General features: G+C 44.5%; 20 protein-coding genes and 1 tRNA gene. 14 read left to right on the plus strand and 7 right to left on the minus strand.

Annotated elements, in window-relative coordinates:
- The 8 genes from ACVBJC_RS07965 (at window position 1) to gabT (ending at window position 10057) form a co-directional block, all read left to right on the plus strand.
- Window positions 1-1350 carry a glutamine synthetase family protein gene (locus ACVBJC_RS07965; protein WP_447160338.1) on the plus strand — a complete coding sequence of 450 codons (1350 nt, stop codon included), beginning with the start codon at window positions 1-3 and terminating at the stop codon, window positions 1348-1350.
- Window positions 1351-1603: 253 nt separating this feature from the next.
- Window positions 1604-2704, plus strand: a complete 1101-nt coding sequence (locus ACVBJC_RS07970) for a polyamine ABC transporter substrate-binding protein (protein ID WP_447160339.1) — start codon at window positions 1604-1606, stop codon at window positions 2702-2704.
- A 100-nt stretch (window positions 2705-2804) separates the two neighbouring features.
- A complete protein-coding gene (potA, locus tag ACVBJC_RS07975; protein WP_447160340.1) occupies window positions 2805-3941 on the plus strand; it encodes a polyamine ABC transporter ATP-binding protein in 1137 nt (378 codons plus the stop codon).
- A gap of 10 nt (window positions 3942-3951) precedes the next feature.
- Entirely contained in the window at window positions 3952-4857 is a 906-nt protein-coding gene (locus ACVBJC_RS07980; RefSeq protein WP_447160341.1) for an ABC transporter permease subunit, read from the plus strand.
- Window positions 4854-5669, plus strand: coding sequence for an ABC transporter permease subunit (locus ACVBJC_RS07985; RefSeq protein WP_447160342.1), 816 nt, complete (start codon window positions 4854-4856; stop codon window positions 5667-5669). Before ACVBJC_RS07980 ends, ACVBJC_RS07985 begins: the two co-directional genes overlap by 4 nt.
- 211 nt (window positions 5670-5880) lie before the next feature.
- Entirely contained in the window at window positions 5881-7167 is a 1287-nt protein-coding gene (locus ACVBJC_RS07990; protein WP_447160357.1) for an NAD(P)/FAD-dependent oxidoreductase, read from the plus strand.
- A gap of 96 nt (window positions 7168-7263) precedes the next feature.
- Window positions 7264-8712 carry an NADP-dependent succinate-semialdehyde dehydrogenase gene (gabD, locus tag ACVBJC_RS07995; RefSeq protein WP_447160343.1) on the plus strand — a complete coding sequence of 483 codons (1449 nt, stop codon included), beginning with the start codon at window positions 7264-7266 and terminating at the stop codon, window positions 8710-8712.
- A gap of 64 nt (window positions 8713-8776) precedes the next feature.
- On the plus strand, window positions 8777-10057 hold the full coding sequence (gene gabT, locus ACVBJC_RS08000; protein ID WP_447160358.1) for a 4-aminobutyrate--2-oxoglutarate transaminase: 1281 nt from the start codon (window positions 8777-8779) through the stop codon (window positions 10055-10057).
- Between the two features lie 113 nt (window positions 10058-10170).
- On the opposite strand, the gene ACVBJC_RS08005 is transcribed toward gabT, so the two are convergent.
- The gene (locus ACVBJC_RS08005) at window positions 10171-10602 is read right to left on the minus strand and encodes a universal stress protein (protein WP_447160344.1); all 432 of its coding nucleotides are present in this window, start codon (window positions 10600-10602) and stop codon (window positions 10171-10173) included.
- Between the two features lie 234 nt (window positions 10603-10836).
- The gene (locus ACVBJC_RS08010; protein WP_447160345.1) at window positions 10837-10962 is read right to left on the minus strand and encodes a hypothetical protein; all 126 of its coding nucleotides are present in this window, start codon (window positions 10960-10962) and stop codon (window positions 10837-10839) included.
- 333 nt (window positions 10963-11295) lie between these two features.
- On the opposite strand from ACVBJC_RS08010, the gene ACVBJC_RS08015 reads away from it, so the two are divergent.
- The 5 genes from ACVBJC_RS08015 to ACVBJC_RS08035 all read left to right on the plus strand — a co-directional run bounded on the left by ACVBJC_RS08015 (window position 11296) and on the right by ACVBJC_RS08035 (window position 17002).
- Window positions 11296-11628, plus strand: coding sequence for a c-type cytochrome (locus ACVBJC_RS08015; RefSeq protein WP_447160346.1), 333 nt, complete (start codon window positions 11296-11298; stop codon window positions 11626-11628).
- A gap of 3 nt (window positions 11629-11631) precedes the next feature.
- Window positions 11632-13053, plus strand: coding sequence for a cytochrome-c oxidase, cbb3-type subunit I (ccoN, locus tag ACVBJC_RS08020; protein ID WP_447160347.1), 1422 nt, complete (start codon window positions 11632-11634; stop codon window positions 13051-13053).
- Window positions 13037-13657, plus strand: a complete 621-nt coding sequence (locus tag ACVBJC_RS08025) for a cbb3-type cytochrome c oxidase subunit II (RefSeq protein ID WP_447160348.1) — start codon at window positions 13037-13039, stop codon at window positions 13655-13657. The genes ccoN and ACVBJC_RS08025 overlap by 17 nt, the downstream gene beginning before the upstream one ends.
- A gap of 1 nt (window position 13658) precedes the next feature.
- Complete coding sequence (locus ACVBJC_RS08030) at window positions 13659-15830, plus strand: c-type cytochrome (protein WP_447160349.1); 2172 nt, start codon at window positions 13659-13661, stop codon at window positions 15828-15830.
- Between the two features lie 374 nt (window positions 15831-16204).
- A complete protein-coding gene (locus ACVBJC_RS08035; protein WP_447160350.1) occupies window positions 16205-17002 on the plus strand; it encodes an SDR family NAD(P)-dependent oxidoreductase in 798 nt (265 codons plus the stop codon).
- 906 nt (window positions 17003-17908) lie between these two features.
- On the opposite strand, the gene ACVBJC_RS08040 is transcribed toward ACVBJC_RS08035, so the two are convergent.
- The 5 genes from ACVBJC_RS08040 to rpsU all read right to left on the minus strand — a co-directional run bounded on the left by ACVBJC_RS08040 (window position 17909) and on the right by rpsU (window position 22809).
- Window positions 17909-17985 (minus strand) — tRNA-Ile (locus ACVBJC_RS08040).
- 344 nt (window positions 17986-18329) lie between these two features.
- Complete coding sequence (gene rpoD / locus ACVBJC_RS08045) at window positions 18330-20165, minus strand: RNA polymerase sigma factor RpoD (protein ID WP_447160351.1); 1836 nt, start codon at window positions 20163-20165, stop codon at window positions 18330-18332.
- A 126-nt stretch (window positions 20166-20291) separates the two neighbouring features.
- The gene (gene dnaG, locus ACVBJC_RS08050) at window positions 20292-22022 is read right to left on the minus strand and encodes a DNA primase (protein ID WP_447160352.1); all 1731 of its coding nucleotides are present in this window, start codon (window positions 22020-22022) and stop codon (window positions 20292-20294) included.
- Window positions 22023-22142: 120 nt separating this feature from the next.
- The gene (locus ACVBJC_RS08055) at window positions 22143-22586 is read right to left on the minus strand and encodes a GatB/YqeY domain-containing protein (protein WP_299801993.1); all 444 of its coding nucleotides are present in this window, start codon (window positions 22584-22586) and stop codon (window positions 22143-22145) included.
- Between the two features lie 7 nt (window positions 22587-22593).
- Entirely contained in the window at window positions 22594-22809 is a 216-nt protein-coding gene (gene rpsU, locus ACVBJC_RS08060) for a 30S ribosomal protein S21 (RefSeq protein ID WP_142872304.1), read from the minus strand.
- A 228-nt stretch (window positions 22810-23037) separates the two neighbouring features.
- Here rpsU and tsaD point away from each other — a divergent pair, with 228 nt between their 5' ends.
- The gene (gene tsaD, locus ACVBJC_RS08065; RefSeq protein ID WP_447160353.1) at window positions 23038-24054 is read left to right on the plus strand and encodes a tRNA (adenosine(37)-N6)-threonylcarbamoyltransferase complex transferase subunit TsaD; all 1017 of its coding nucleotides are present in this window, start codon (window positions 23038-23040) and stop codon (window positions 24052-24054) included.
- The last annotated feature ends 108 nt before the right edge of the window (window positions 24055-24162 follow it).

Here is a 24162-nt window from a genome sequence, read left to right on the forward strand (position 1 = left end):
ATGAAAAAGTTAGTTAATTATTTAAAAGAACACAAAATTACCGAAGTTGAATGTGTCGTATGCGATATGACTGGTATCGCCCGAGGCAAGATTGCGCCCGTTGCCAAATTTATAGATGAAAAAGGCATGCGCTTACCAGAAAGTGTATTACTGCAAACCGTCACTGGTGATTATGTTGATGATGAATCCTATGATGCGCTGCTTGATGAAGCGGATATCGACTTTGTCTGTGTGCCGGATGAAAATGCGATATTTAAACTGCCCTGGACGATAGAAGCGACTGCACAGGTTATCCACGATACCTACGATAAGATGGGAAACCCTATCGAATTGTCCCCACGTAACTTACTTAAAAAAGTACTTAAGCTTTACGAAGATAAAGGTTGGAAGCCTGTTGTTGCACCAGAGATGGAGTTCTATTTAACACGTATTAATGAAGATCCGGATCAACCTCTGATCCCTCCTATTGGCCGCTCTGGTCGCCAAGAGTCTGGTCGTCAGTCTTTTTCTATCGATGCGGCAAATGAGTATGACCCGTTATTTGAAGATATGTATGACTGGTGTGAGGAACAAGGTCTAGATATTGATACCTTGATCCACGAAGAAGGCACCGCGCAGATGGAGATTAACTTCTCCCATGGTGACGCACTGTCTTTAGCGGACCAAGTCTTTGTGTTTAAGCGTACCCTGCGCGAAGCTGCTCTTAAGCACAACGTCTGCGCCACGTTTATGGCAAAACCAATCACCAATGAGCCTGGCAGCGCGATGCACCTGCATCAGAGTATTGTAGATACCAAGTCAGGCAAGAATATCTTTTCCAATGAAGATGGCACTAAAAGCCCGCTGTTTTACAGCTTCATCGGTGGGCTGCAGAAGTTCATCCCTGAGCTATTGCCGCTATTAGCGCCAAACGTTAACTCATTTCGCCGTTTCTTACCGGGTGCATCTGCACCAGTAAATTTGGAGTGGGGCGAAGAAAACCGTACTTGTGGCCTGCGTATTCCTGAATCTTCACCACAAAATCTACGCATTGAAAACCGTATAGCTGGCGCCGATGCCAACAGCTATTTGTCGATTGCCGCCAGCCTTTTATGTGGTTATATGGGCATGGTTGAAGACGTTAAGCCATCAACGCCAGTGCAAGGTCGAGCCAATGAAACCCGTAGCGGTATCGCGCTGCCGTTAACACTAGAGGAGTCTTTGGCTGTTATGGCTGAAAGCTCAGCGTGTCGTGAGTATTTGGGCGATACCTTTACCAATGGCTATATCGCCGTTAAGCAAGCTGACTTAGAAAATTATCGTCAAGTGATTAGCTCATGGGAACGCAAGTTCTTATTGCTGACGGTATAACGCGTTGTGGCAGAGTGATGTTTGGGGATGTTTCTCTGCCCTAAAATGATGGAATAATTTAAAGAAAGTTACTCATATAGATAGCATTTTAAAGAGTGTTATCTATATGAAAGCTGTAAAGCAGTACCACACTGCCGATGCGGTTTTTCAGGTGTAGCATTGGTTAACTATAAGAACTAAAGCCGATAAATTGGCAAACAATGAATGGACAGCAGAGTTGCATTATCTGCTGCTACGCTAAATAGGAGAAAGCATGAAACTTTTTAAAAAGGTGACCACACTTGCGCTCGTCACAGCAAGTGTACTGGCATCGACTACCGCATATGCAGAAGAAGTGGTTCGTGTATATAACTGGTCAGATTATATTGCTGAAGATACGCTAGAAAACTTCCAAAAAGAGACTGGCATTCGTGTTATTTATGATGTGTTTGACAGTAATGAAGTCGTCGAAGCCAAATTGCTTTCAGGCCGCTCAGGTTACGATATTGTCGTCCCTTCTAATAGCTTCCTAGCAAAGCAAATTAAAGCGGGTGCCTTTCAGAAACTGGATTCAAACCAACTATCAAATCATAAGAATTTAAGCCCCGAGCTGATGACTCAGCTTGAATCTGCTGACCCAGGGAATCAGTATTCAGTGCCATACCTTTGGGGAACTAACGGTATTGGTTATAACGTAGAAAAGGTCAAGGCGGTACTTGGTGAAGACGCCCCGGTTGATTCTTTAGAACTTATCTTTAATCCAAAGTATGCCGAGAAGGTTTCTCAGTGTGGCTTGTCTCTGCTCGATAGTGCTGACGAGATGATCCCTATGGCGCTTATCTATCTAGGCCTTGATCCAAACAGTACCAAAGCTGAAGACTTTAAAAAAGCCGGTGAAGTACTCGCTAAAGTGCGTCCTTACATCACTTACTTCCATTCATCTCGTTACATTACAGACTTAGCCAATGGCGATATCTGTGTAGCATTTGGTTATTCGGGTGACATTTTCCAGGCCGCCGATCGTGCCGATGAAGCGGAAAATGGCAACACTATCGAGTATTCAATTCCGAAAGAAGGCTCAAACCTATGGTTTGATATGCTAGCTATACCAGCTGATGCAGCCAACGTTAAAAATGCGCATACCTTTATTAACTACCTGCTACGCCCTGAGGTGATAGCGCCAATTACCAACTATGTTGCTTACGCTAATCCAAACGTACCAGCACTGCCTTTAGTTGATGAAGATGTACGTACTAACACGTCTATTTACCCAACGAAAGAAGTACTCGATCGTTTGTATGTTGGCGATGTTCGTCCAATGAAGTCGCAGCGTTCATTGACGCGTGTATGGACCAAAGTGAAATCGGGCTATTAATCAAGTTTGGGCAAGGCATCGCCTTGCCCTTTTTGATCCACAAGTAATAGATGAATTGATACAAAGGGCTGCAATTATGGCCCTTAGTTGGAGAAGTAATATGGCTAGTACCTTGGACGTCACCAATAATTCGATTAAAAAGACGCAGGGCGAAGTGCTACTTCAGATAGACAGAGTAAGTAAGCTATTTGATGAAGTGCGTGCAGTAGATGATGTCACGCTAAATATCAAGAAAGGGGAGATTTTTGCATTGCTAGGCGGTTCGGGCTCGGGTAAGTCTACCCTGCTACGTATTCTGGCTGGATTTGAAAAGCCATCTGAAGGGCGCATCTTTCTAGATGGTGAAGACATTACCGACATGCCACCCCATGAACGCCCTATCAATATGATGTTTCAGTCTTATGCGCTATTCCCCCATATGACGGTAGAGCAAAATATCGCTTTTGGCTTGAAGCAAGATAAGTTAACAAAAGCGGAAATTACGTCTCGGGTGCAGGAGATGCTAAAGCTAGTGCACATGGAAACCTACGCTAAGCGCAAGCCTAACCAATTATCGGGTGGTCAGCGACAGCGTGTGGCATTAGCCCGTTCGTTAGCGAAGCGTCCTAAGCTGTTACTGCTCGATGAGCCGATGGGAGCGTTAGATAAAAAACTACGCACTCAGATGCAACTTGAGGTGGTGGATATTTTAGAGGCCGTTGGCGTGACCTGTGTAATGGTAACCCATGACCAAGAAGAAGCCATGACCATGGCAGGTCGCATCTCGATAATGAATGATGGTTGGATTGCTCAAACAGGTTCACCTACCGATATTTATGAGAGCCCCAATAGCCGTATGGTAGCGGAATTTATTGGTAGTGTTAACTTGTTTGAAGGTGAAATCGTAGTCGATAAAGCCGATCATGTACTGATTAAAAGCGAGGGCTTATCGCAAAAACTATTTATCGATCATGGGGTATCAACCAGTGTGGAAGATAAAACGGTGTGGGTTGCCGTTCGTCCTGAGAAGACGCGTATTACTCGTGAGCAGCCTGAAGGCGAGCATAACTGGTCTAGCGGGGTCGTTGAGGATATTGCATATTTAGGGGGGATTTCTGTGTACTACATCCGCCTGCCGAATAAGCAGCTTATCCAAACCATTATGACTAACCGTGAACGTCGTTCAGACCCTCCTACATGGGAAGAAGCGGTTTTCATCAGCTGGGAGGCCACCTGCGGAGTGGTCCTTAGATCATAAGGAACTGAACATGAAAAAGCCGTTAAAATTTAGATTGCCCAAGGGTCAATGTTGGACCATAGGTGTCCCATACTTTTGGCTACTGATGTTCTTCGCACTCCCTTTTGCCATCGTACTTAAGATTAGTTTTTCTACACCGATTATCTCGATACCGCCCTACGAACCTCTGTTCCAGTATGCTGAAGAGTCTTTGCAGATCATGCTGAATTTAGGTAATTATCTGCTTATTCTAGATGACTCTTTGTATTACAACGCCTACCTTGGCTCGCTTAAAATGGCGACCATTTCAACCATAGGTTGTTTGTTGATTGGCTACCCGATGGCCTATGCCATTGCGCGTGCGCCAAAGCGTAATCAAACCTTGTTAATCCTGTTGGTGATGCTGCCTTCTTGGACCTCATTTCTTATTCGAGTTTACGCCTGGATGGGCATATTGAGTAACAACGGAGTGATTAATAATGTGTTGATGTGGACTGGAATTATTTCCGAGCCGCTGCAGATCCTAAACACGAATACCGCAGTCTATATTGGTATTATCTACAGTTACTTACCGTTTATGATTTTGCCGCTTTACGCCAATCTATCTCAGCTAGATGGTAGCTTACTCGAAGCCGCTGCCGATTTGGGATCCCGTAGTCTCAATACCTTTTGGAAAGTCACACTACCTCTGTCTAAAGGCGGCGTGATAGCCGGATCTATGTTGGTATTTATTCCGGTCGTGGGCGAGTTTGTTATCCCTGAACTACTGGGTGGCCCAGACTCGTTAATGATAGGCAAGGTGTTGTGGCAGGAGTTCTTCAATAACCGTGATTGGCCGGTGGCGTCTGCGCTTGCGATTGTCATGCTCGGCTTACTGATTATTCCGATTACTCTGTTCCACCGTTATCAGGCTAAAGAGATGGAGAAAACAGCATGAAGAAATTAAGTTTTTCTACCATTATGCTTTGGGCGGGTATGTTTTTCCTGTACGCGCCAATGTTTATCTTGGTGATTTACTCATTTAACGAGTCTAAGTTAGTGACCGTATGGGCTGGTTTTTCAACCAAATGGTACGGTGAGCTGTTACGCGATCAGCAGATCCTGGATGCTGTATGGACCAGTTTACAGGTGGCGTTTTACGCTTCTACTATGGCAGTGATCATCGGCACCATGGCGGCATTTGTAATGACGCGATTTGCTCGAGGTTGGGGTAAGTTAACTCTGTCTAACATGATCACGGCGCCACTCGTGATGCCTGAGGTGATTACCGGTCTGTCTTTGCTGCTCTTGTTTGTGCATATGGCCGACTTGTTTGGCTGGCCTGCAGAGCGTGGCATGTTAACCGTTTGGATTGCCCACTCAACCTTCTGCGCCGCTTATGTGGCCGTTGTTGTGTCATCGCGCTTACGTGAAATTGACCGCTCGGTTGAAGAAGCTGCGCAAGATCTAGGGGCGACACCATTTAAGACCTTCTTCGCCATTACGGTGCCGATGATCTCTCCTGCGCTAGTAGCGGGTTGGTTACTGTCATTTAGCTTATCTCTGGATGACTTAGTGATTGCCAGCTTTGCATCAGGACCAGGTGCTACGACCCTGCCTATGGTGGTGTTCTCCTCGGTACGTATGGGAGTCTCGCCTAAGATTAATGCGCTGGCGACCTTGATCATTCTTATCGTATCGCTTATCGCATTTATCTCTTGGTACTTCGCACGTCGCGCAGATATTAAGCAGCGTTCTAGCTCTGCTTAACCTTATTAGCGTCACTCGGGTATAAAAGTTACCTGCTAGCTTTTATACCCGTCAGGGTTACCAACTTATCGAAAACCCATTTGTTGAAGACTAATTTGTTAAAGATAGTGAGCCTGTGAAGGCTCACTTATCGAGATCTAAAAATTCGCAGCTTAAGCACAAAAGGACAGAAGTTATGTCAATAATAATCAATGAAAGACAGGCGGAAACCATGACCAGCACACCACATGTAGATTCATACTACGCGGCATCAGCCAACGATAAAACTGAGCGCCCAATGCTGCAAGACAATATCGAAACTGATGTTTGTATTATTGGTGCGGGTTACACCGGATTGTCGACAGCATTACATCTACTGGAAATGGGCTACAAGGTCACTGTATTGGAGGCGGCTCGCATTGGTTGGGGCGCGTCGGGCCGAAATGGCGGCCAAATAGTTAACAGTTTTAGCCGTGATATCGACTCGATTGAAAAAACCGTCGGTAAAGAGGCCGGGAAGCTATTTGGTGAAATGGCTTTCGAAGGTGCTCGCATCATAAAAGAACGCATCAAAAAATATAACATTCAATGCGATCTGCAAGATGGTGGTGTGTTTGCTGCGCTAAATGATAAGCAGATGGGGCACTTGCAATCACAAAAAGCCTTGTGGGAAAAGCATGGTCACATGAACCATCTTGAGTTGCTTGATAAAAATGACATTCGTAAAGTGGTTGATACCGAATCTTACGTCGGTGGATTACTCGATAAAAGTGGTGGCCATATTCACCCGTTAAATCTTGCGTTAGGTGAAGCCCATGCGGTGGAGTCGCTAGGTGGCAAGATCTATGAAGACTCAGCAGTTATAAAAGTGGAAGAGGGTGACAATCCTGTTGTGCATACAGCGAATGGCAGCGTTAAGTCTAAGTTTGTCGTCGTCGCGGGCAATGCTTACTTAGGCGGTTTGATGCCAAAGCTACAGGCTAAGTCTATGCCTTGCGGTACGCAGGTGATCACGACAGAGCCGCTGAGTGCAGAGCTGGCTAAAAGCTTATTGCCACAAAACTACTGCGTTGAAGATTGTAACTACTTACTCGATTACTTTCGTCTATCGGGTGACAACCGCCTAATTTACGGTGGTGGTGTAGTTTATGGGGCGCGCGATCCGGCTGATATTAAGTCGATCATCAGACCTAAGATGCTCAAGACCTTTCCACAACTTAAAGATGTGAAGATTGATTATACTTGGACAGGCAATTTTTTACTGACCCTGTCGCGTTTACCTCAAGTGGGCCGCATCGGCAGTAATATCTATTATTCACAAGGCTGTAGTGGTCATGGGGTAACTTATACGCATTTAGCGGGTAAGATCTTAGCCGAAGCGATTAATGGACAAGCAACTCGTTTCGATGCTTTTGCGGGCTTGCCCCATTATCCGTTCCCTGGCGGGCACGCGTTAAAGGTGCCTTTTAGCGCTATTGGCGCTTGGTACTACACTATGCGTGACAAGCTAGGTGTGTAATTTTATTCGCTCAACGATGAACTCAATTCGGCTTAAAGCAGTCGAATCAAACTAGCCGATAAGCTAAAAGTGCTAAAGCCAATTAAGGAGTAACCCGTGCAGTTAAATGATATGAGTTTGCTACGTCAGCAATGTTATATAAATGGCGAGTGGCTTGAAGCCATAAGCGGTGAAAAGGTCGAGATAGCCGATCCTGCTACCCATAAAGTGATTGGCAGTGTGCCGGTAATGGGCACGACAGAAACCAAAGCGGCGATAACGGCGGCTGAGAAAGCCCTTCCTGCATGGCGTGCGTTAACGGCTAAAGAACGCGGCGCAAAACTGAATCGCTGGTTTGAGCTATTACTTGAACATCAAGACGATTTAGCACTGATGATGACTACGGAGCAAGGCAAGCCGCTAGCAGAAGCGAAAGGTGAGGTCGTTTATGCTGCCTCATTTATTGAATGGTTCGCCGAAGAAGCTAAGCGCGTTTATGGCGATACGATCCCAGGCCATCAAGGTGATAAGCGTTTGATGGTGATTAAGCAAAGCGTTGGCGTCACCGCAGCGATTACGCCGTGGAACTTTCCTGCTGCGATGATCACTCGTAAAGCTGCCCCAGCATTAGCGGCGGGTTGCACTATGGTGGTAAAACCTGCGCCGCAAACGCCCTTTACCGCATTGGCACTTGCAGAGCTTGCCGAGCGTGCAGGCATTCCTGCTGGAGTCTTTAGCGTGGTTACAGGCGATGCAATTGCCATAGGTAATGAGCTTTGTGCTAACCCTGTGGTGCGAAAATTGTCTTTCACTGGCTCGACGCCAGTGGGTATTAAGCTGATGCAGCAATGCGCGCCGACACTTAAGAAAATGTCACTCGAGCTTGGCGGTAACGCGCCATTTATCGTATTTAACGATGCTGACATCGATGCGGCTGTCGAAGGGGCTATGATTGCTAAGTATCGTAACGCAGGGCAAACCTGCGTGTGTGCAAACCGTATCTATGTCCAAGAGGGTGTATACGATGAGTTTGCCCAGAAGCTAGCCAGCGCAGTGGCTAAGTTGAAGGTCGGCCTTGGCACCGATGCTGGCGTTACCACTGGTCCACTGATTAACAGTGATGCCGTGGCTAAGGTACAAAGACATCTTGAAGATGCGCTTTCGAAAGGCGCGACATTGGTTACAGGGGGCAAACTGGCGAGCTTAGGTGGCAACTTCTTTGAGCCAACGATTGTCACCAATGTTGATAAAAGCATGTTAGTCGCTAAAGAGGAAACCTTTGGCCCACTGGCACCTTTATTTAAATTCTCTGATGTTGATGATGTGATTAAGCAAGCTAACGACACCGAGTTTGGTTTAGCCGCCTATTTTTATGGCCGCGATATCTCACTGGTATGGAAAGTCTCTGAAGCACTTGAATACGGTATGGTGGGTGTCAATACAGGGCTTATCTCGACTGAAGTAGCACCATTTGGCGGTATAAAAGCCTCTGGACTTGGCCGTGAAGGTTCGAAATTTGGTATCGAAGAGTACCTGGAGATGAAGTATATCTGTATGTCAGTTTAATACCTGTTTTTATGATGATGTCACTAAAAGCGCACTTTCAACGGATTGGGATTAAGAGGAAGTTATTATGACAACTAATGAGTCACTTATGGTGCGCCGCCAGGCCGCGGTTGCTAATGGTGTGGGCCAAATTCATCCTATTTACACTCAGCGCGCCGACAATGCTACGGTCTGGGATGTCGAAGGACGTGAGTTTATCGACTTTGCTGGAGGCATTGCGGTGCTTAATACCGGCCACCTGCATGATAAAGTCAAAGCCGCGGTAGCTGAGCAGTTAGAGCTGTTTTCTCATACTTGCTTTATGGTGCTGGGTTATGAGAATTATATTCAAGTCTGCGAGAAGCTTAATCAGCTTGTGCCTGGCGATTTTGCTAAGAAAACAGCGCTATTTACCAGTGGCTCAGAGGCGGTTGAGAATGCCGTGAAAGTGGCTAGGGCTCACACCAAACGCAGCGGTGTTATCGCCTTTACCTCGGGCTATCATGGCCGCACTATGGCGGCATTAGCCTTAACAGGTAAAGTTGCCCCTTACAGTAAAGGCATGGGGTTGATGTCGGCGAATGTATTTAGAGCCGAGTTTCCCTGTGCGCTGCATGGAGTGAGTGATGACGATGCTATCGCATCGATTGAACGCATCTTTAAGAACGATGCAGAGCCTGATGATATCGCTGCCATCATTATTGAACCGGTACAAGGCGAAGGCGGTTTTTATCACACCTCAGTAGCGTTCATGCAGCAATTACGTCAGCTATGCGATAAGCACGGCATTATGTTGATCGCCGATGAGGTTCAAACTGGTGCAGGACGTACCGGTACCTTTTTTGCTATGGAGCAGATGGGAGTAGCGGCAGATATCACGACCTTTGCGAAATCTATTGCTGGAGGCTTCCCGCTCTCAGGTATTACAGGTAGTGCTGAAGTGATGGACTCTATTGGTGCGGGCGGCTTAGGCGGCACCTATGGTGGTAGTCCGTTAGCCTGCGCTGCAGCACTTGCCGTGATAGAAGTGTTTGAAGAGGAGAAACTGCTACAAAGAGCGAATGCACTTGGGGCGAAGCTTAAGGCGTCGCTCAAAGCGATGGCGGAAGCGCATCAGCAAATCGTTGATGTACGTGGTCTTGGCGCCATGATCGCAGTGGAGCTTATGCAAGACGGTAAACCTGCACCAGAGTATTGCGCTCAAATGCTCAAGGAAGCGCGAGATAGAGGGCTTATTTTGTTGTCTTGTGGAACCTATGGCAATGTACTGCGAATTTTAGTGCCACTGACTGCGCCAGATGAGCAAGTTGATAAGGGGCTTGAGATTATTCGTAGTTGTTTTGATGTGGTATTAAAATCGAGTTAAGCCAGTAAGATAAGTTAATTATTTCGGCTGAGCAAAAATTGCTAATAATCCGAGTTTAGTTTCTAAGCTTGGATTTTTTATACGTTAAATCTAGCGCTACTTAACCATTAGCGCTATTTGACCACTAGTACTGGGCAGTGAGCTTTACAGACAACATCTTCGGTAGTATTGGGATTGAGAAAGTGAGCAAGCCCTGTGCGGCCATGACTTGCCATAACTATCATGCCAACATCCAGCTTTTCAGCGGTCAATAAAATTTGTTCTACAGGGTGGCCATGGCAAATAGCACTTTCAAAAGACAGAGTATCATCGAGAGTGGTGATAAACTGCTTCATTTTCTCGGCAGCCTCTTTTTCCATTCTCTCGATCAGATCATCGGGTGACACCGCTAACACACGGGTATATTTATCACCAAAGGGTTTATCGACAACATGTAAAAGGCAGATCCCAACTTTATAAAACGTGGCCATTTCTATGGCGTAGCCTATTGCATGAGATGCTGTTTCTGAAAAGTCGGTTGGGCAAAGGATCTGTTTTGTTCGCATAACATTCTCCTGTTTAATACAGGTTTAATACAGGTATAAATTATAAAGTGATAGCGTTAAAAGCATGGATTACACCGCTTATTACGTCACGCTAAATCCTTGCTACTTTAAATATAGGCGCTGTGTGCTAGTGAGCAAATACTCAGTCGATGTAATCCCTCATATTTGTACCCCCTTGCCTATGTAACCCCTTACCTATGTAACAAGGCTTTATTTTTGCTCAGCCTCTATTTGTTAGCTTCTGCTTAAGATGTTTTGAACTCGATTGACCACTAACCCAAAAGCCACTACTGCAAACTCAACGATTGCGATGCCTACGAACATTGAAAATAGTGCAGGCACATGTCTTATAAAATCCATAAAGACCTCTAAAAAATAGTTGATACAAGCTGATACGTTCGCATAAATATCCCACAGAAATTAGCCGATAGTTTTGATTCAGTTCACAAAAATATAAGCCTTAACTATTGTTAATCTTGTACTTTATGCTTGCAACTCGATGTGGGTTAGCGCTAGGTAAACGCTTTTAAATATGGGTTACAGGTTTAATGGCATTGTGCATTTATGATTAGCGAGTGAACTTTTTGGCAACAAAGTCCGTAATGGCTTTGCAATAATATTTATGGATTTTGTGGAAAATCAAGCAAGACCGACTAGTTTCAATAAGGTGCTATAGAAGATAAGGGACTGCTTATGAACCGACTACCCCTCCTACTAATACTCGTATTTTGGACAGTAACCGCATCTGCGGACTATGACCCCAATTTTATTATTGGTAAAGAGAAAGCCAGAGTATGTATGACTTGCCATGGTGAGGATGGGATCTCAACTATCGATCTGTATCCCAATTTACGTGGTCAAAAAATGCAGTATCTAATTTCAGCATTGAATGATTATCAAACAAAACAGCGAACCAGTGGTTTGGCTATTTTGATGCAGCAGCAAGCAGATACTCTCACCGAACAGGATAAAAAGGATATTTCATATTATTACTCCGTGTTGGGTACACAAAAGGGAAAGGAGTAGGCAATGCAAGCTAGCACTGAGCTTTATGATGCAAACTATGATTTAAAAGTTGTCCGTTACTTTATTGTGGCCTCTGTTGCGTGGTCAATTTTTGGCATGTTCATTGGTTTGGTCTTAGCCGCTCAGCTTTACTGGCCTGCACTTAACTTTGACTCTGAATATTTTCAATTTGGTCGGTTACGTCCAGTGCACACTCAGGGGGTTATTTTCGGTTTTGTCGTTAATGTTTTGATGGGAACCTCACTCTACATAGTGCAAAGAACTGGTCAGACCAAATTATTTAATCGAAGTCTTTCTTGGATGGTATTTTGGGGCTGGCAATTAGTCCTATTATTAGCCGTTATCACTCTGCCTCTTGGCTACACCACCACTAAAGAATACGCCGAACTAGAGTGGCCTATCGATCTACTTATCGTACTGGTATGGGTACTCTATGCCGTGTTGTTTTTTGGCACAATAGCGATACGAAATGTAAAGCATATCTTTGTTTCCAACTGGTTTTATGGCGCTTTCATTATTGTCATCGCTCTGATTTTTATCATTAATAACTTGGCGTTGCCTGCATCCTTTATGAAGTCTTATCCCGTTTATGCCGGAGCGCAGGACGCGATAGTTCAGTGGTGGTGGGGGCATAACGCAGTCGGCTTTTTATTAACTGCTGGCATCATCGGAATGAATTACTACTTTATTCCAAAGGTTGCAGAGCGACCTATCTATTCGTATCGCCTTTCCATTATTCACTTTTGGGGCTTAGTCGGTTTTTATACCTGGGCTGGCACCCATCATCTTATCTATTCATCTGTACCGGTTTGGGTGCAAAATATTGGCATAGTCATGTCGCTCATTTTGTTCTTACCGTCATGGGCCGGGGCATTTAATAGCGCCATGACGTTATTGCAAAACAAGGCAAAGCTAAAAAAGGATTACATAATGTGGTTCTTTATGTCAGCGATTTTCTATTACTGCTTGGCGACATTCGAAGGCCCACTTTTAGCCATACGTTGGTTTAACATGTTGGCCCACAATACCGAGTGGGTGATTGGTCACGTTCATTCAGGTGCCCTTGGCTGGGTCGCCATGTCAGCGATTGCGGTGTTCTATTACTTTATACCAAAGCTATGGAATAAGCGTGAACTGTGGTCCAGTCGATTGGTTAAGTGGCACTTCTGGCTTGCTCACCTTGGGGTTGCTTTGTATGCCATCGCCTTATGGGTGGCAGGTATTGGTGAAGGTTATATGTGGCTAGCCCAGCTAGAAAATGGCTCATTAGCCTATAGCTTTGTAGAGGCTATGGACTTTAAAGCACCTTGGTTGCTCATGCGATTTATTGGTGGTGCCTGCTTTGTACTTGGCTTATTACTGATGGCGTTGAATCTATATAAAACGGTGTCGACAAAGGTGGAGGGTCATGAACATGTTCAGTAAGGACTTTACTCAATCTGTGGTCATCCTCATTTTAGCGACAACCTTGGTGGCGAGTTTTTCTATACTCGTACTTATTGTGCCTAGCTTAGCGCGTACAGATGAGCTGCGGGCTGAGTCATTAGCTAAACCCTTAACGGCCGTGCAGTCTGCAGGGCGAGATGTGTACATTAGCGAAGGGTGTCATGTGTGCCATACCCAGATGGTGCGTGATATAGCGCCTGAAGTGAAACGAGATGGTAGAGCCAATAAGGAAGCCGATGACATTTATGAATTTCCAAGTCTTTGGGGATCAAAGCGCACGGGACCGGATCTCACCAATATTGGGCGCAAGTATTCAGCGCAATGGCAACGGCTTCACCTTATTAACCCTCGAAGAGTCGTTCCTACATCCATCATGCCTGCTTATCCCTGGTTATTTGAACAAGTACTGAGTGGAGATGCGATTGAAGGGAAGATGCGCACCTTGCAAACTTTAGGTGTGCCTTACACTGACAATGAGATAGAAGGGGCTCGTATAGCGGTGAGAGGTGTGACTAAAGGGGAGGCTTTAATTCAGTATTTGCAAAGCCTAGGACAAGATACAGCCAGCGATCAGGAGCGATAACATGACTGCTTTCTGGAACATTTGGGCCGTTGGGTTAACATTGTTATTTCTTGGCATCATGGGATTCGTGATCTTTAAGTACTGGCGCAACAATAAGAGTGCTGACAAAGATAAAACGATTGATACATTCGATGGCATTGACGAAAACGATGCGCCGCCCCCCCGTATACTTTTTATCGCTTATTTAGCAGCCTTTGCTATTGCAGCTGTTTTTTTAGTTTTGTACCCAGGCCTAGGTAATTGGCAAGGGGCGATGGGGTGGAAGCAAAGTGATGATGCGCTTAGTTCGCCAACCACAGACTTAGAAATCGAAATGGTGCCATTAACGGATAAAAGTTTATTGGCCCTTGCGAGTAATAAAACGGTGACTATTAGTGGTAAATCATTGTTTGAAAACCACTGCGCTGCTTGCCATATTACTAATGCACAGGGGCAAAAGAGCTTTCCAAACCTGATTGATAATGAATGGCTCTATGGCGGCTCTCAAAGTGACATTTTACATTCTATTAAAAAAGGTCGAAATGGAGCCATGCCCGGATGGAAAGGTATTTTGTCAGAAGACCAAATTACCAAGATGGCCTATTACATAGCATCACTGCAACCGCTGCGTCGCAACCTAGACGCACCGCAAATTAAAATTGATTTAGGCAAAGACATTTTTGCCGAAAATTGCTCAAGTTGTCATGGTGATGGCACTGTGGCAAATATTCAAATTGGTGCCCCGCTGTTAAACGACGCAATTTGGTTACATGGCGGGAGTATTGAAGAGATTATATTCACTATCGAGTATGGCCTTAACAACGTGATGCCAGCATTTGAAGGGCAGCTTACTGAGGACGAAATATTAGCTATTGGTGCCTATATCACTGAGCAGCGCCTTGATTATGATGCCAAGCTTGCAGCGCTCGACCCCGCGTCCGTTAAACGTGGAGAGTACCTCATTAACGCTGGTGACTGTGTAGCATGCCACAGCTCAGAAGGCGGAGAGCGTTTTGCTGGTGGACTGCCGTTTAAGACGCCATTTGGAACGATTTATTCAACTAATATCACCCCTCACGTAATCTTTGGTATTGGTAGTGATGATTATGCGAACTTTAAGGCGGCTTTGTTTGATGGTAAAGGCAAACATGGCTATTTGTATCCTGCAATGCCTTACACCTCTTATCAATATTTAAAAGAGCAAGATACCCAAGACTTATGGAGTTACCTGCAGTCCATCACCGCGGTATCCAGGCAAGATGATAAGAACGAGATGATATTCCCCTCTAATATTCGCACAGGTTTGCTGGCTTGGAACTTAGTCTTTATGGATACTAAACCGCTGTCTTATGAACCTCCAAAACATGTCGACCTCAATAAACAGGAGTTAGCGCAGTGGCAGCGCGGCAAATACTGGGTAATGGGTTTGGGCCATTGTAGTGAATGCCATACTCCCCGTAATGTTGCCCAAGCGTTGATCCCTGAACGAATATTTCAAGGTAACTTGATTGATGGCTGGAATGCACCAGATATTAGCGCTAAAGAACTTTACCAAGATAGGTGGGATATCGATTCGCTAACCGATTTTCTGCACACAGGCCATTCATCAAAAGGCTCTGCGTTCGCGGGAATGGCGGATGTGGTAAAAAATAGTACCAGCTTAATGACTCGTGATGATATTGAAACTATTGCTCGCTATTTGCTGGTGGGTGATGAGCATAACACTATCCCTAATGACACCAAGCCACTCAACCCAAGTGGCTTTACGCCGGAGGTATACAAGGATAAGCAGTTAAACTCCTATAGTCTATATGCTGAGACCTGTGGTGCCTGCCACGGTGAGGACGGTAAAGGCCGAGATCCCATAGCACCAACGCTATTAAATAACGGCATTATTATGCATAGCGACCCCTTTAACACCATAGCCGTGACTATTCGTGGCTTATCACCGACATATTTGGAAGAGGGCCGTAACTTTATGCCGATGACTAGCTTCCAAAACATACTTACTGATACCCAGCTAGCGGAGCTGATCACTTTTGTTCGCCATTATTTAGGTGATAGAAAAGAGCCAGTAACCGCAGAGCAAGTTAAAGCGGTGCGTAAGGAGTTAGAGAAAGCGGGTTATGCTGGAAATCTGCATACCACACCAGATATGTATGATCATAAAGATGCAGATATTAATATTAATTAGCATGAGCTGTGGCTGAGCTAAATAATTGCAATGATGACTGTAGCGGGTTATCAGAGTGTCTAATTAAAATAGGTTTTTGAATGAGTGCCACATCCAACCTGGGGGCACTCACCGTTAGATATGTTTAAATAGCCCCTTGTTCAAAGTAGAAGTTCACCACCAAAGTCACTTAAATTTACTTAATTGGTCCATCAATGGCATTTCTTTCTTGCTGATATGAGCGGCACTTCTCAACTACCTCCATTTATGTTTTCTACAATTACTGCTTGAAGTGGAAGCTTGATGTTTAGTGTACCTATAGATTATGTACCGCTAGGTTGATAGATAGGCACAAGTTTAAAGTAATGCTATTACATGCAGTTAAAGGAGTTGTTATGTCTAGGTTTGAAAACAACGTTGCGCTTGTTTTAGCTGGTGCACAGGGGATAGGTAGAGCCTGCAGCCTACTGTTAGGAGCTCAAGGGGCAACAGTGTACGTTGCAGATTGGGATGTTGAGCAAGCTAAAGCCACAGCAAGTGAGATCAACGCTAATAATGGTCAAGCGATTGGCTTATTTTTTAACGCTTTTGATAATGACTCTTACCCACCTTTAATAGAATCTATTTTGAAGGATAAAGGGCAGATTGATATATTGGTCAATAACTTCGGTGGTGTAGATTTAAAGTTAGATAAAGACCTTGCACACACTGAAGTGACTGATTGGGAGAAAAACATTCTCGCGAATATTAATAGCGTATTTATCCCTTCAAAAGCAGTGATCCCAACGATGGTGAAAAATGGCGGTGGAAGTATTGTTAATATCTCATCGCTTTCATCATTAAGTGCAGAAATGTCGAGTATTGCCTATGGTACAGCCAAAAGTGCCATCAATCATATGACTCGCCAGATAGCGATTCAATATGCAAATTACGGTATTCGTTGTAATGCCGTTTTACCCGGAATGATTGCCACCGATGCGGTGAAGAAAAATTTAAACCAAGAGTTTATTGATAACTTCTTGGCTACCCAGCCAATTAAGCGCATGGGTAAACCTAACGATATTGCCAATGCCGTTAGCTTTTTAGCGAGTGAAGAGGCGGGCTTTATCACAGGAGTATGCCTACCGGTAACTGGTGGGATGAATATCGCCACAGCTCGTTACTACTTTGATGCAGATAAGGTGCAGTTTTAACTCATTAAGAGTTAAGGGAGAGACTTATAGGTTGGATAGGTGATTTATGCTAAACCGCTGCCTAGCCAGACTTAAACCTTGATGAGCTGCAAGGGATAATCTTTGAAAGGCGTATACCGTAAGGTATACGCCTTTTTGTTTGTATTACTTAAACAGGTTTATTGTTTGAAGAGTCTGTTAGAGTCGAAAATTTGAACCGAGAAGGAAAAGGATTAGTATTGAAAGTGCACCCCTTTTGCACTGGGTTGCATAGTTATGTGTGAGATGTGTGAGATGTGTGAGATGTGTGAGATGTGTGAGATGTGTGAGATGTGTGAGATGTGCGATATGTGTGCGATGGGGTCTAAGTTCAAAACTAGCAAAATAGCAGTTCTTGAATTTCAGGTACATAAAAGCCCATTGAATCAATGGGCTTCTTCGTTTTAAATTGGTGGATTCTTACAGACTCGAACTGCATGAATTGATGACGATTATAGTTTCTGTTGTTAGTCGTAATTTTCTGCAGATACAAAAAAGCCTACACAAGGTAGGTTTCTTCGTTTTAAATTGGTGGATTCTTACAGACTTGAACTGCATGAATTGATGACGATTATAGTTTCTGTTGTTAGTCGTAATTTTCTGCAGATACAAAAAAGCCTACACAAGGTAGGCTTCTTCGTTTTAATTTGGTGGATTCTTGCAGACTTGAACTGCATGAATTGATGATGATTATAGTTTCTGTTGTTAGTCGTAATTTTCTGCAGATACAAAAAAGCCCATTGAATCAATGGGCTTCTTCGTTTTAAATTGGTGGATTCTTACAGACTTGAACTGCATGAATTGATGACGATTATAGTTTCTGTTGTTAGTCGTAATTTTCTGCAGATACAAAAAAGCCTACACAAGGTAGGCTTCTTCGTTTTAATTTGGTGGCCCCTCCCAGACTCGAACTGGGGACCTGACGATTATGAGTCGTATGCTCTAACCAACTGAGCTAAGGGGCCGACTTAAGATAGTCGTCACTATCGAAAGCGCTGAGAAGTATACGAGGTTTACTGGCGCTTGTCACCAGAGATTTTACTCGAAATACACTTATAGATGCACGACTGCTTATCTGTTAATCAATATGGCTTGGTTTTAATGACCACTTTTATGATTAATCGAATTTTTGAGCAAAATTCAAGGTCATAGCGACTAGGTTACAGATAGTTTTGTTACGCGTAGTATTGAGGTGCTTAATCTGAGGGGGAGCTTTGATTGATTACTCACAGCGGTAGTCATACCCATTTTTAAGCAAAAAAAGCTGCCTATTCGGCAGCTTTTCTATTTGAGTTAAAGTGTTTGACGATTACTCGTCTAGGAACGACTTTAAGATCTCAGAGCGAGAAGGGTGACGCAACTTACGTAGCGCTTTAGCTTCAATCTGACGAATACGTTCACGTGTTACGTCAAACTGCTTGCCCACTTCTTCTAGCGTGTGATCAGTATTCATGTCGATACCAAAACGCATACGCAGTACTTTAGCTTCACGAGCCGTTAGACCTGCTAAGACTTCGTGAGTCGCGTTCTTCAAGCTTTCGCCTGTCGCTGAGTCAAGAGGTAGTTCAAGCGTCGTATCTTCAATGAAGTCACCTAAGTGCGAATCTTCATCGTCACCAATAGGCGTTTCCATTGAGATCGGCTCTTTAGCTATCTTAAGTACCTTACGGATCTTATCTTCAGGCATTAACATGCGCTCTGCCAACTCTTCAGGAGAAGGTTCACGACCCATCTCTTGCAACATTTGGCGAGAGATACGGTTAAGCTTGTTGATTGTCTCAATCATATGTACTGGGATACGGATCGTTCTTGCTTGGTCAGCAATAGAGCGAGTGATCGCCTGACGGATCCACCAAGTCGCATAAGTTGAGAACTTATAACCACGACGGTATTCGAACTTATCTACCGCTTTCATCAAGCCGATATTACCTTCCTGGATTAGATCCAAGAACTGTAGACCACGGTTGGTGTACTTTTTCGCGATAGAAATTACTAGACGTAAGTTTGCTTCAACCATCTCTTTCTTCGCACGACGAGCTTTCGCTTCACCGATAGACATACGACGGTTGATATCTTTAATTGCACCGATCGCTAGACCCGTTTCAACTTCGATAGCATCAAGCTTTGCACGACAACGCTGTACATCAAATTCAACCATTTGTAGACCTTCTACATATGATTTACCTGATGCGAGTTCGTCATTGAACCATTCAATGCTGCTTTCGTTGCTAGTATAAACTTTGACGAAGTTTTTCTTCGGCATTTTAGCTTGTTCAACACATAGCTTCATGATCAAACGTTCTTGAACACGGACTTTATCCATCATAGAGCGCATGTTTTTAACTAAGCGGTCAAACTGCTTAGGCATTAAACGGAACTCTTTGAAGATCTCGCCAATTTCAAAAAGGGCGACAGTCGACTCAGGGTGACCACGGCCTTTTTCTGCAATGATTCTTAATGCGTTTTCATGAGCGACGCGAAGCGTAGTGAATTTCTCTTTAGCTTCTTCAGGATCAGGACCCTTTGGACCTTCCTCTTCTTCGTCATCATCATCATCGTCATCGTCGTCTTCGTCATCTAATTCATCATCAGATAAATCAGAACCAACGTGAGTTGCAGTTGGAGCAACATCTTCAGCATTTGGATCGATGAAGCCTGAGATAATGTCAGATAGTCTGACTTCTTCAGCTTCATAACGGTCGAATTGCTCAAGGATCATAGCAATCGCTTGCGGATATTCCGCTACAGATGCTTGAACCGTGTTGATACCTTCTTCGATACGTTTAGCGATAACAATCTCGCCTTCACGAGTAAGAAGTTCAACGGTACCCATTTCACGCATATACATACGTACTGGGTCGGTTGTACGACCTAATTCAGATTCTACTGTTGCAAGCGCAGCAGCAGCTTCTTCAGCAGCATCCTCATCGGTGCTGTCTTCAGACATCATGATATCATCAGCATCCGGAGCCTGTTCATAGACTCGAATACCCATGTCATTGATCATCTGGATAATATCTTCAATCTGGTCAGAATCGACCATGTCTGCAGGTAAGTGATCGTTCACTTCTGCATAGGTTAAGTAACCTTGCTCTTTACCTTTGGCGAGCAACAATTTAAGTTGCGACTGCGGAGTATGATCCATAGATATCATCCAAGTTGGGAAACAGTTAAAACGACGGGCAAAAAACAGCCGCGCAAGTCGTCAATTATAGCCTTCGGTGCTTCTCTGTGCTAGTCCAAGTGTTTACTTTTGAGGCTAAATCTCTATCTAAGCCTTACTTTTAATCACTGAAATTAGCTTACTAAGCTGTAACCGTTCTTCTTTCGTGAGGTTCTTCTTCATACTCAGTTCCTGATAACGTTGTTCAAGATACTGGTTATTTAACCACACGAGGGTTTCTTTTAACTTTTGAAGCAAGTTTTCATCCGCCACTTGATGATCCCATTGGGTCAGTTTTTTTAGGGTGCTGAATTGGTTATCGCCCCTGAACTGTTCAAGTAGTTGTGCGCTGCTTATTGCTTGCCCGCGAGTTAAATCTAATACAAGGGTCAGCAAGTCTATGCCGGCCATCTGTATATGTTTTAGCGCTGGTTGTTCGGGTAGTTTTTCACCCAAATGCGGATGTTGTACTAGCAACGCGATGGCTAATCGCAGAGGCGTACCTCGTCCTTTCAACGCTTTGTGCTGACTTGGCTTTTCGGCCATCTTAGTTGAAAAGTTAAATTTTCGCTTAAGCTCATCGGCACCGTTCATTCTTAGCTTGTGTGCTAAATCTTCGAGTAACAGGCTCTGTAATACAGTGTCCTGTACTTTTTCTATGAGTTTAATGGCATTTTTTGCCAATACACTCTTATCTTCATTGCCATAAGTTTTTGTGAGGTTCTCAAACAAAAACTCAGGAAGTGCCATAGCTTGGTCAATTTGCGCTTCAAACGCTTCTTTGCCAATTTGCCTAACCAAGGTATCGGGATCTTCACCTTCAGGAAGAAACATAAATCGAACCTGATTACCTGGTTTCAGCAGCGGCAGTGAAGTTTCTAGTGCGCGCCATGCAGCTTCTTTTCCGGCTTTATCACCGTCATAACAACAGATGACTTCTTTTGCACTACGTAGTAGCAACTGAAATTGATCAGCTGTGGTCGATGTACCTAAAGAGGCTACCGCATAGTCAACATCAAACTGTGCCAGTGCCACTACGTCCATATAGCCTTCAACAATCAAGACTCTTTGTGGTTCGCGGTGACGCTGTTTTAATTCATATAGGCCATAAAGCTCATTACCCTTATGAAATATGGGCGTTTCTGGAGAATTCAAGTACTTCGGTGTACCGTCTCCTAAAACTCTGCCTCCAAAGCCGATGACTCGTCCGCGTCTGTCTCGGATTGGAAACATTAGGCGGTCGCGGAATCTATCGTAGCGTTTGCCACTGTCGTTCTCGATCACCATTCCTGCGGTAAGCAGCTTGTCTTGCGAGTCTTGGTTTTGACGGTAACGGCTGAGTAAACCATCCCACCCATCGGGTGCAAAGCCGATATTGAAGTGTTCAACCACTTCTTTTGAAAGGCCTCGATGTTCAAGATAATCAAGGACTTTATGTTTGTCTGTGTGTTGCCTTAGTTGGCTTTGAAAGAATAGGCTAGCTTCTTCCATTAACTGATATAAATCGCGACTCAATTCTTGATCGCGTGGCTTCCCTGTACCTTGCTCCCGTGGAACTTCAAGTCCCAATTGTCCGGCGAGTTCTTCAATGGCATCAACAAAGTCGAGTCGGTCATATTCCATGACAAAATCGATGACGTTGCCGTGCGCGCCGCAGCCAAAGCAATGATAAAACTGCTTGTCTCTGCTGACTGTAAAAGAGGGAGATTTTTCGCTATGAAAAGGACAACAGGCAGAGTGGTTTTTACCCGCCTTTTTTAGGGGCACTTTAGGGTCGATGAGATCGACAATATCAGTGCGAGCTACTAGCTCATTAATAAAATCACGAGGTATCGCCATTAGTATTGTTAAATGCCGCCTTGTTACGTGAAATCAAAAGTTTCGTGAAATCAAATTTGGGAATTTCGAAAACAAACAAGCCGTGCAGAAGCACGGCTCATTCATGCAATAAAACTAAAGTTATTTGAGTTTTGCACGGATCATAGCGCCAATTGCCGCCATGTCAGCTCTACCCATTACCTTTGGTTTTAATGCTCCCATTACTTTACCCATATCCGCCATGGTGGATGCTCCCATCTCAACGATGCTTGCATCAACTAACGCAATGACTTCCTCTTCTGAAAGAGGTTGAGGCAAAAACTTTTCTAAAACTAGAATTTCTTCTGCTTCTATCTGCGCTAGTTCGTCACGGCCTGCTGCTTCATATTGAGCAATAGAATCGCGACGCTGCTTTACCATTTTGGTTAAGACCGCTATAGCTTGGTCGTTAGTCAGAGTTTCGCGGGTATCCACTTCAACTTGCTTAACGGCGGCTAGTGCCATACGAATCGTCCCCAAACGCAGCTTTTCTTTCGCGCGCATGGCTTCTTTCATTTGGTCTTTTAGCTGATCAACTAGGCTCATAATGAGATTAGTATAAACGTACGCGACGTGCGTTTTCGCGAGAAAGCTTCTTAGCTAGACGCTTAACTGCAGCGGCTTTAGCACGCTTGCGGCAAGTAGTTGGCTTCTCGTAGAATTCACGAGCGCGAACGTCAGCTAAGATACCAGCTTTTTCACAAGAGCGCTTGAAACGACGAAGAGCTACGTCGAATGGTTCGTTTTCACGTACTTTAATAATTGGCATACGCCATCACCCCTTAGGTGTAGGTTGTATTGAGACAATTACTTGACTCAGATTATTTAAAAATGGTGCGGAATTCTATACCGACTCGCACCCTCTTGTAAACCCCTTAAAGCGATCTGAATAGGGCATATTCGTCGATATTATCCGCAGACCGTGACAGGACTATGGAGTAATTAAAGCACAACAGGTAGAATTAGCGGTAATTATGTCAACCGAAGACGAGAAATAATGCGGGTTTTAGGTATTGAAACATCCTGTGATGAAACAGGAATTGCGGTTTATGACGATGAAAAGGGCTTGCTGTCGCATGCGCTTTACAGTCAGGTTAAATTGCATGCCGACTATGGTGGGGTTGTGCCTGAGTTGGCCTCTCGCGACCATGTTCGCAAAATTGTACCTTTAATACGCCAGGCGTTAGCCGATGCTGACATGACTATCGAGGATATCGATGGTATTGCTTATACCAAAGGGCCTGGACTTATTGGCGCATTATTAGTCGGTGCTTGTGTGGGGCGTGCATTGGCATTTTCCTGGGATAAACCTGCAATTGGTGTACATCATATGGAAGGGCACTTGTTAGCGCCCATGCTGGAAGATGACGTACCAGAGTTTCCGTTTCTTGCTTTGTTGGTTTCGGGCGGTCATTCCATGCTGGTTGGCGTTGAAGGAATAGGCCGCTATGAAGTGCTGGGTGAGTCTGTTGATGATGCAGCTGGTGAAGCATTTGATAAAACCGCTAAATTAATGGGGCTTGATTACCCTGGTGGTCCAAGGTTGTCAAAACTTGCCGCTAAAGGCGTACCCAATAGTTATCGCTTCCCTCGTCCTATGACAGACAAGCCTGGGCTTAACATGAGTTTTTCTGGCCTTAAGACGTTTGCTGCAAATACGATTGCTGCAGAGCCGAAAGATGATCAAACTCGCGCCAATATCGCCTGCGCCTTTGAAGAAGCTGTTGTTGATACCTTAGCGATTAAATGTAAGCGCGCCTTAAAGCAGACGGGTTATAAGAACCTTGTGATTGCGGGCGGCGTGAGTGCGAATACTCGTCTACGCTCATCTTTGAGCGATATGATGCAAGGCTTAGGTGGTAAAGTGTATTACCCTCGCGGTGAGTTCTGTACCGATAACGGCGCGATGATTGCCTATGCCGGTCTGCAGCGTTTAAGAGCGGGTCAAGTTGAAGACCTAGCGGTAAAAGGGCAGCCAAGATGGCCACTCGATACTTTAGAGCCTGTTGATTAAGGTTTTAAAACAAATAAAAAAACGGCGCTCATTGAGTAATGCCGTTCACTTAAGGTGAACGGCATTTTTATTTTTGGCATACCGTTGAGGCCTTGGTTTTACTGTTCT

The organism is Shewanella sp. 0m-6, assembly GCF_052977325.1.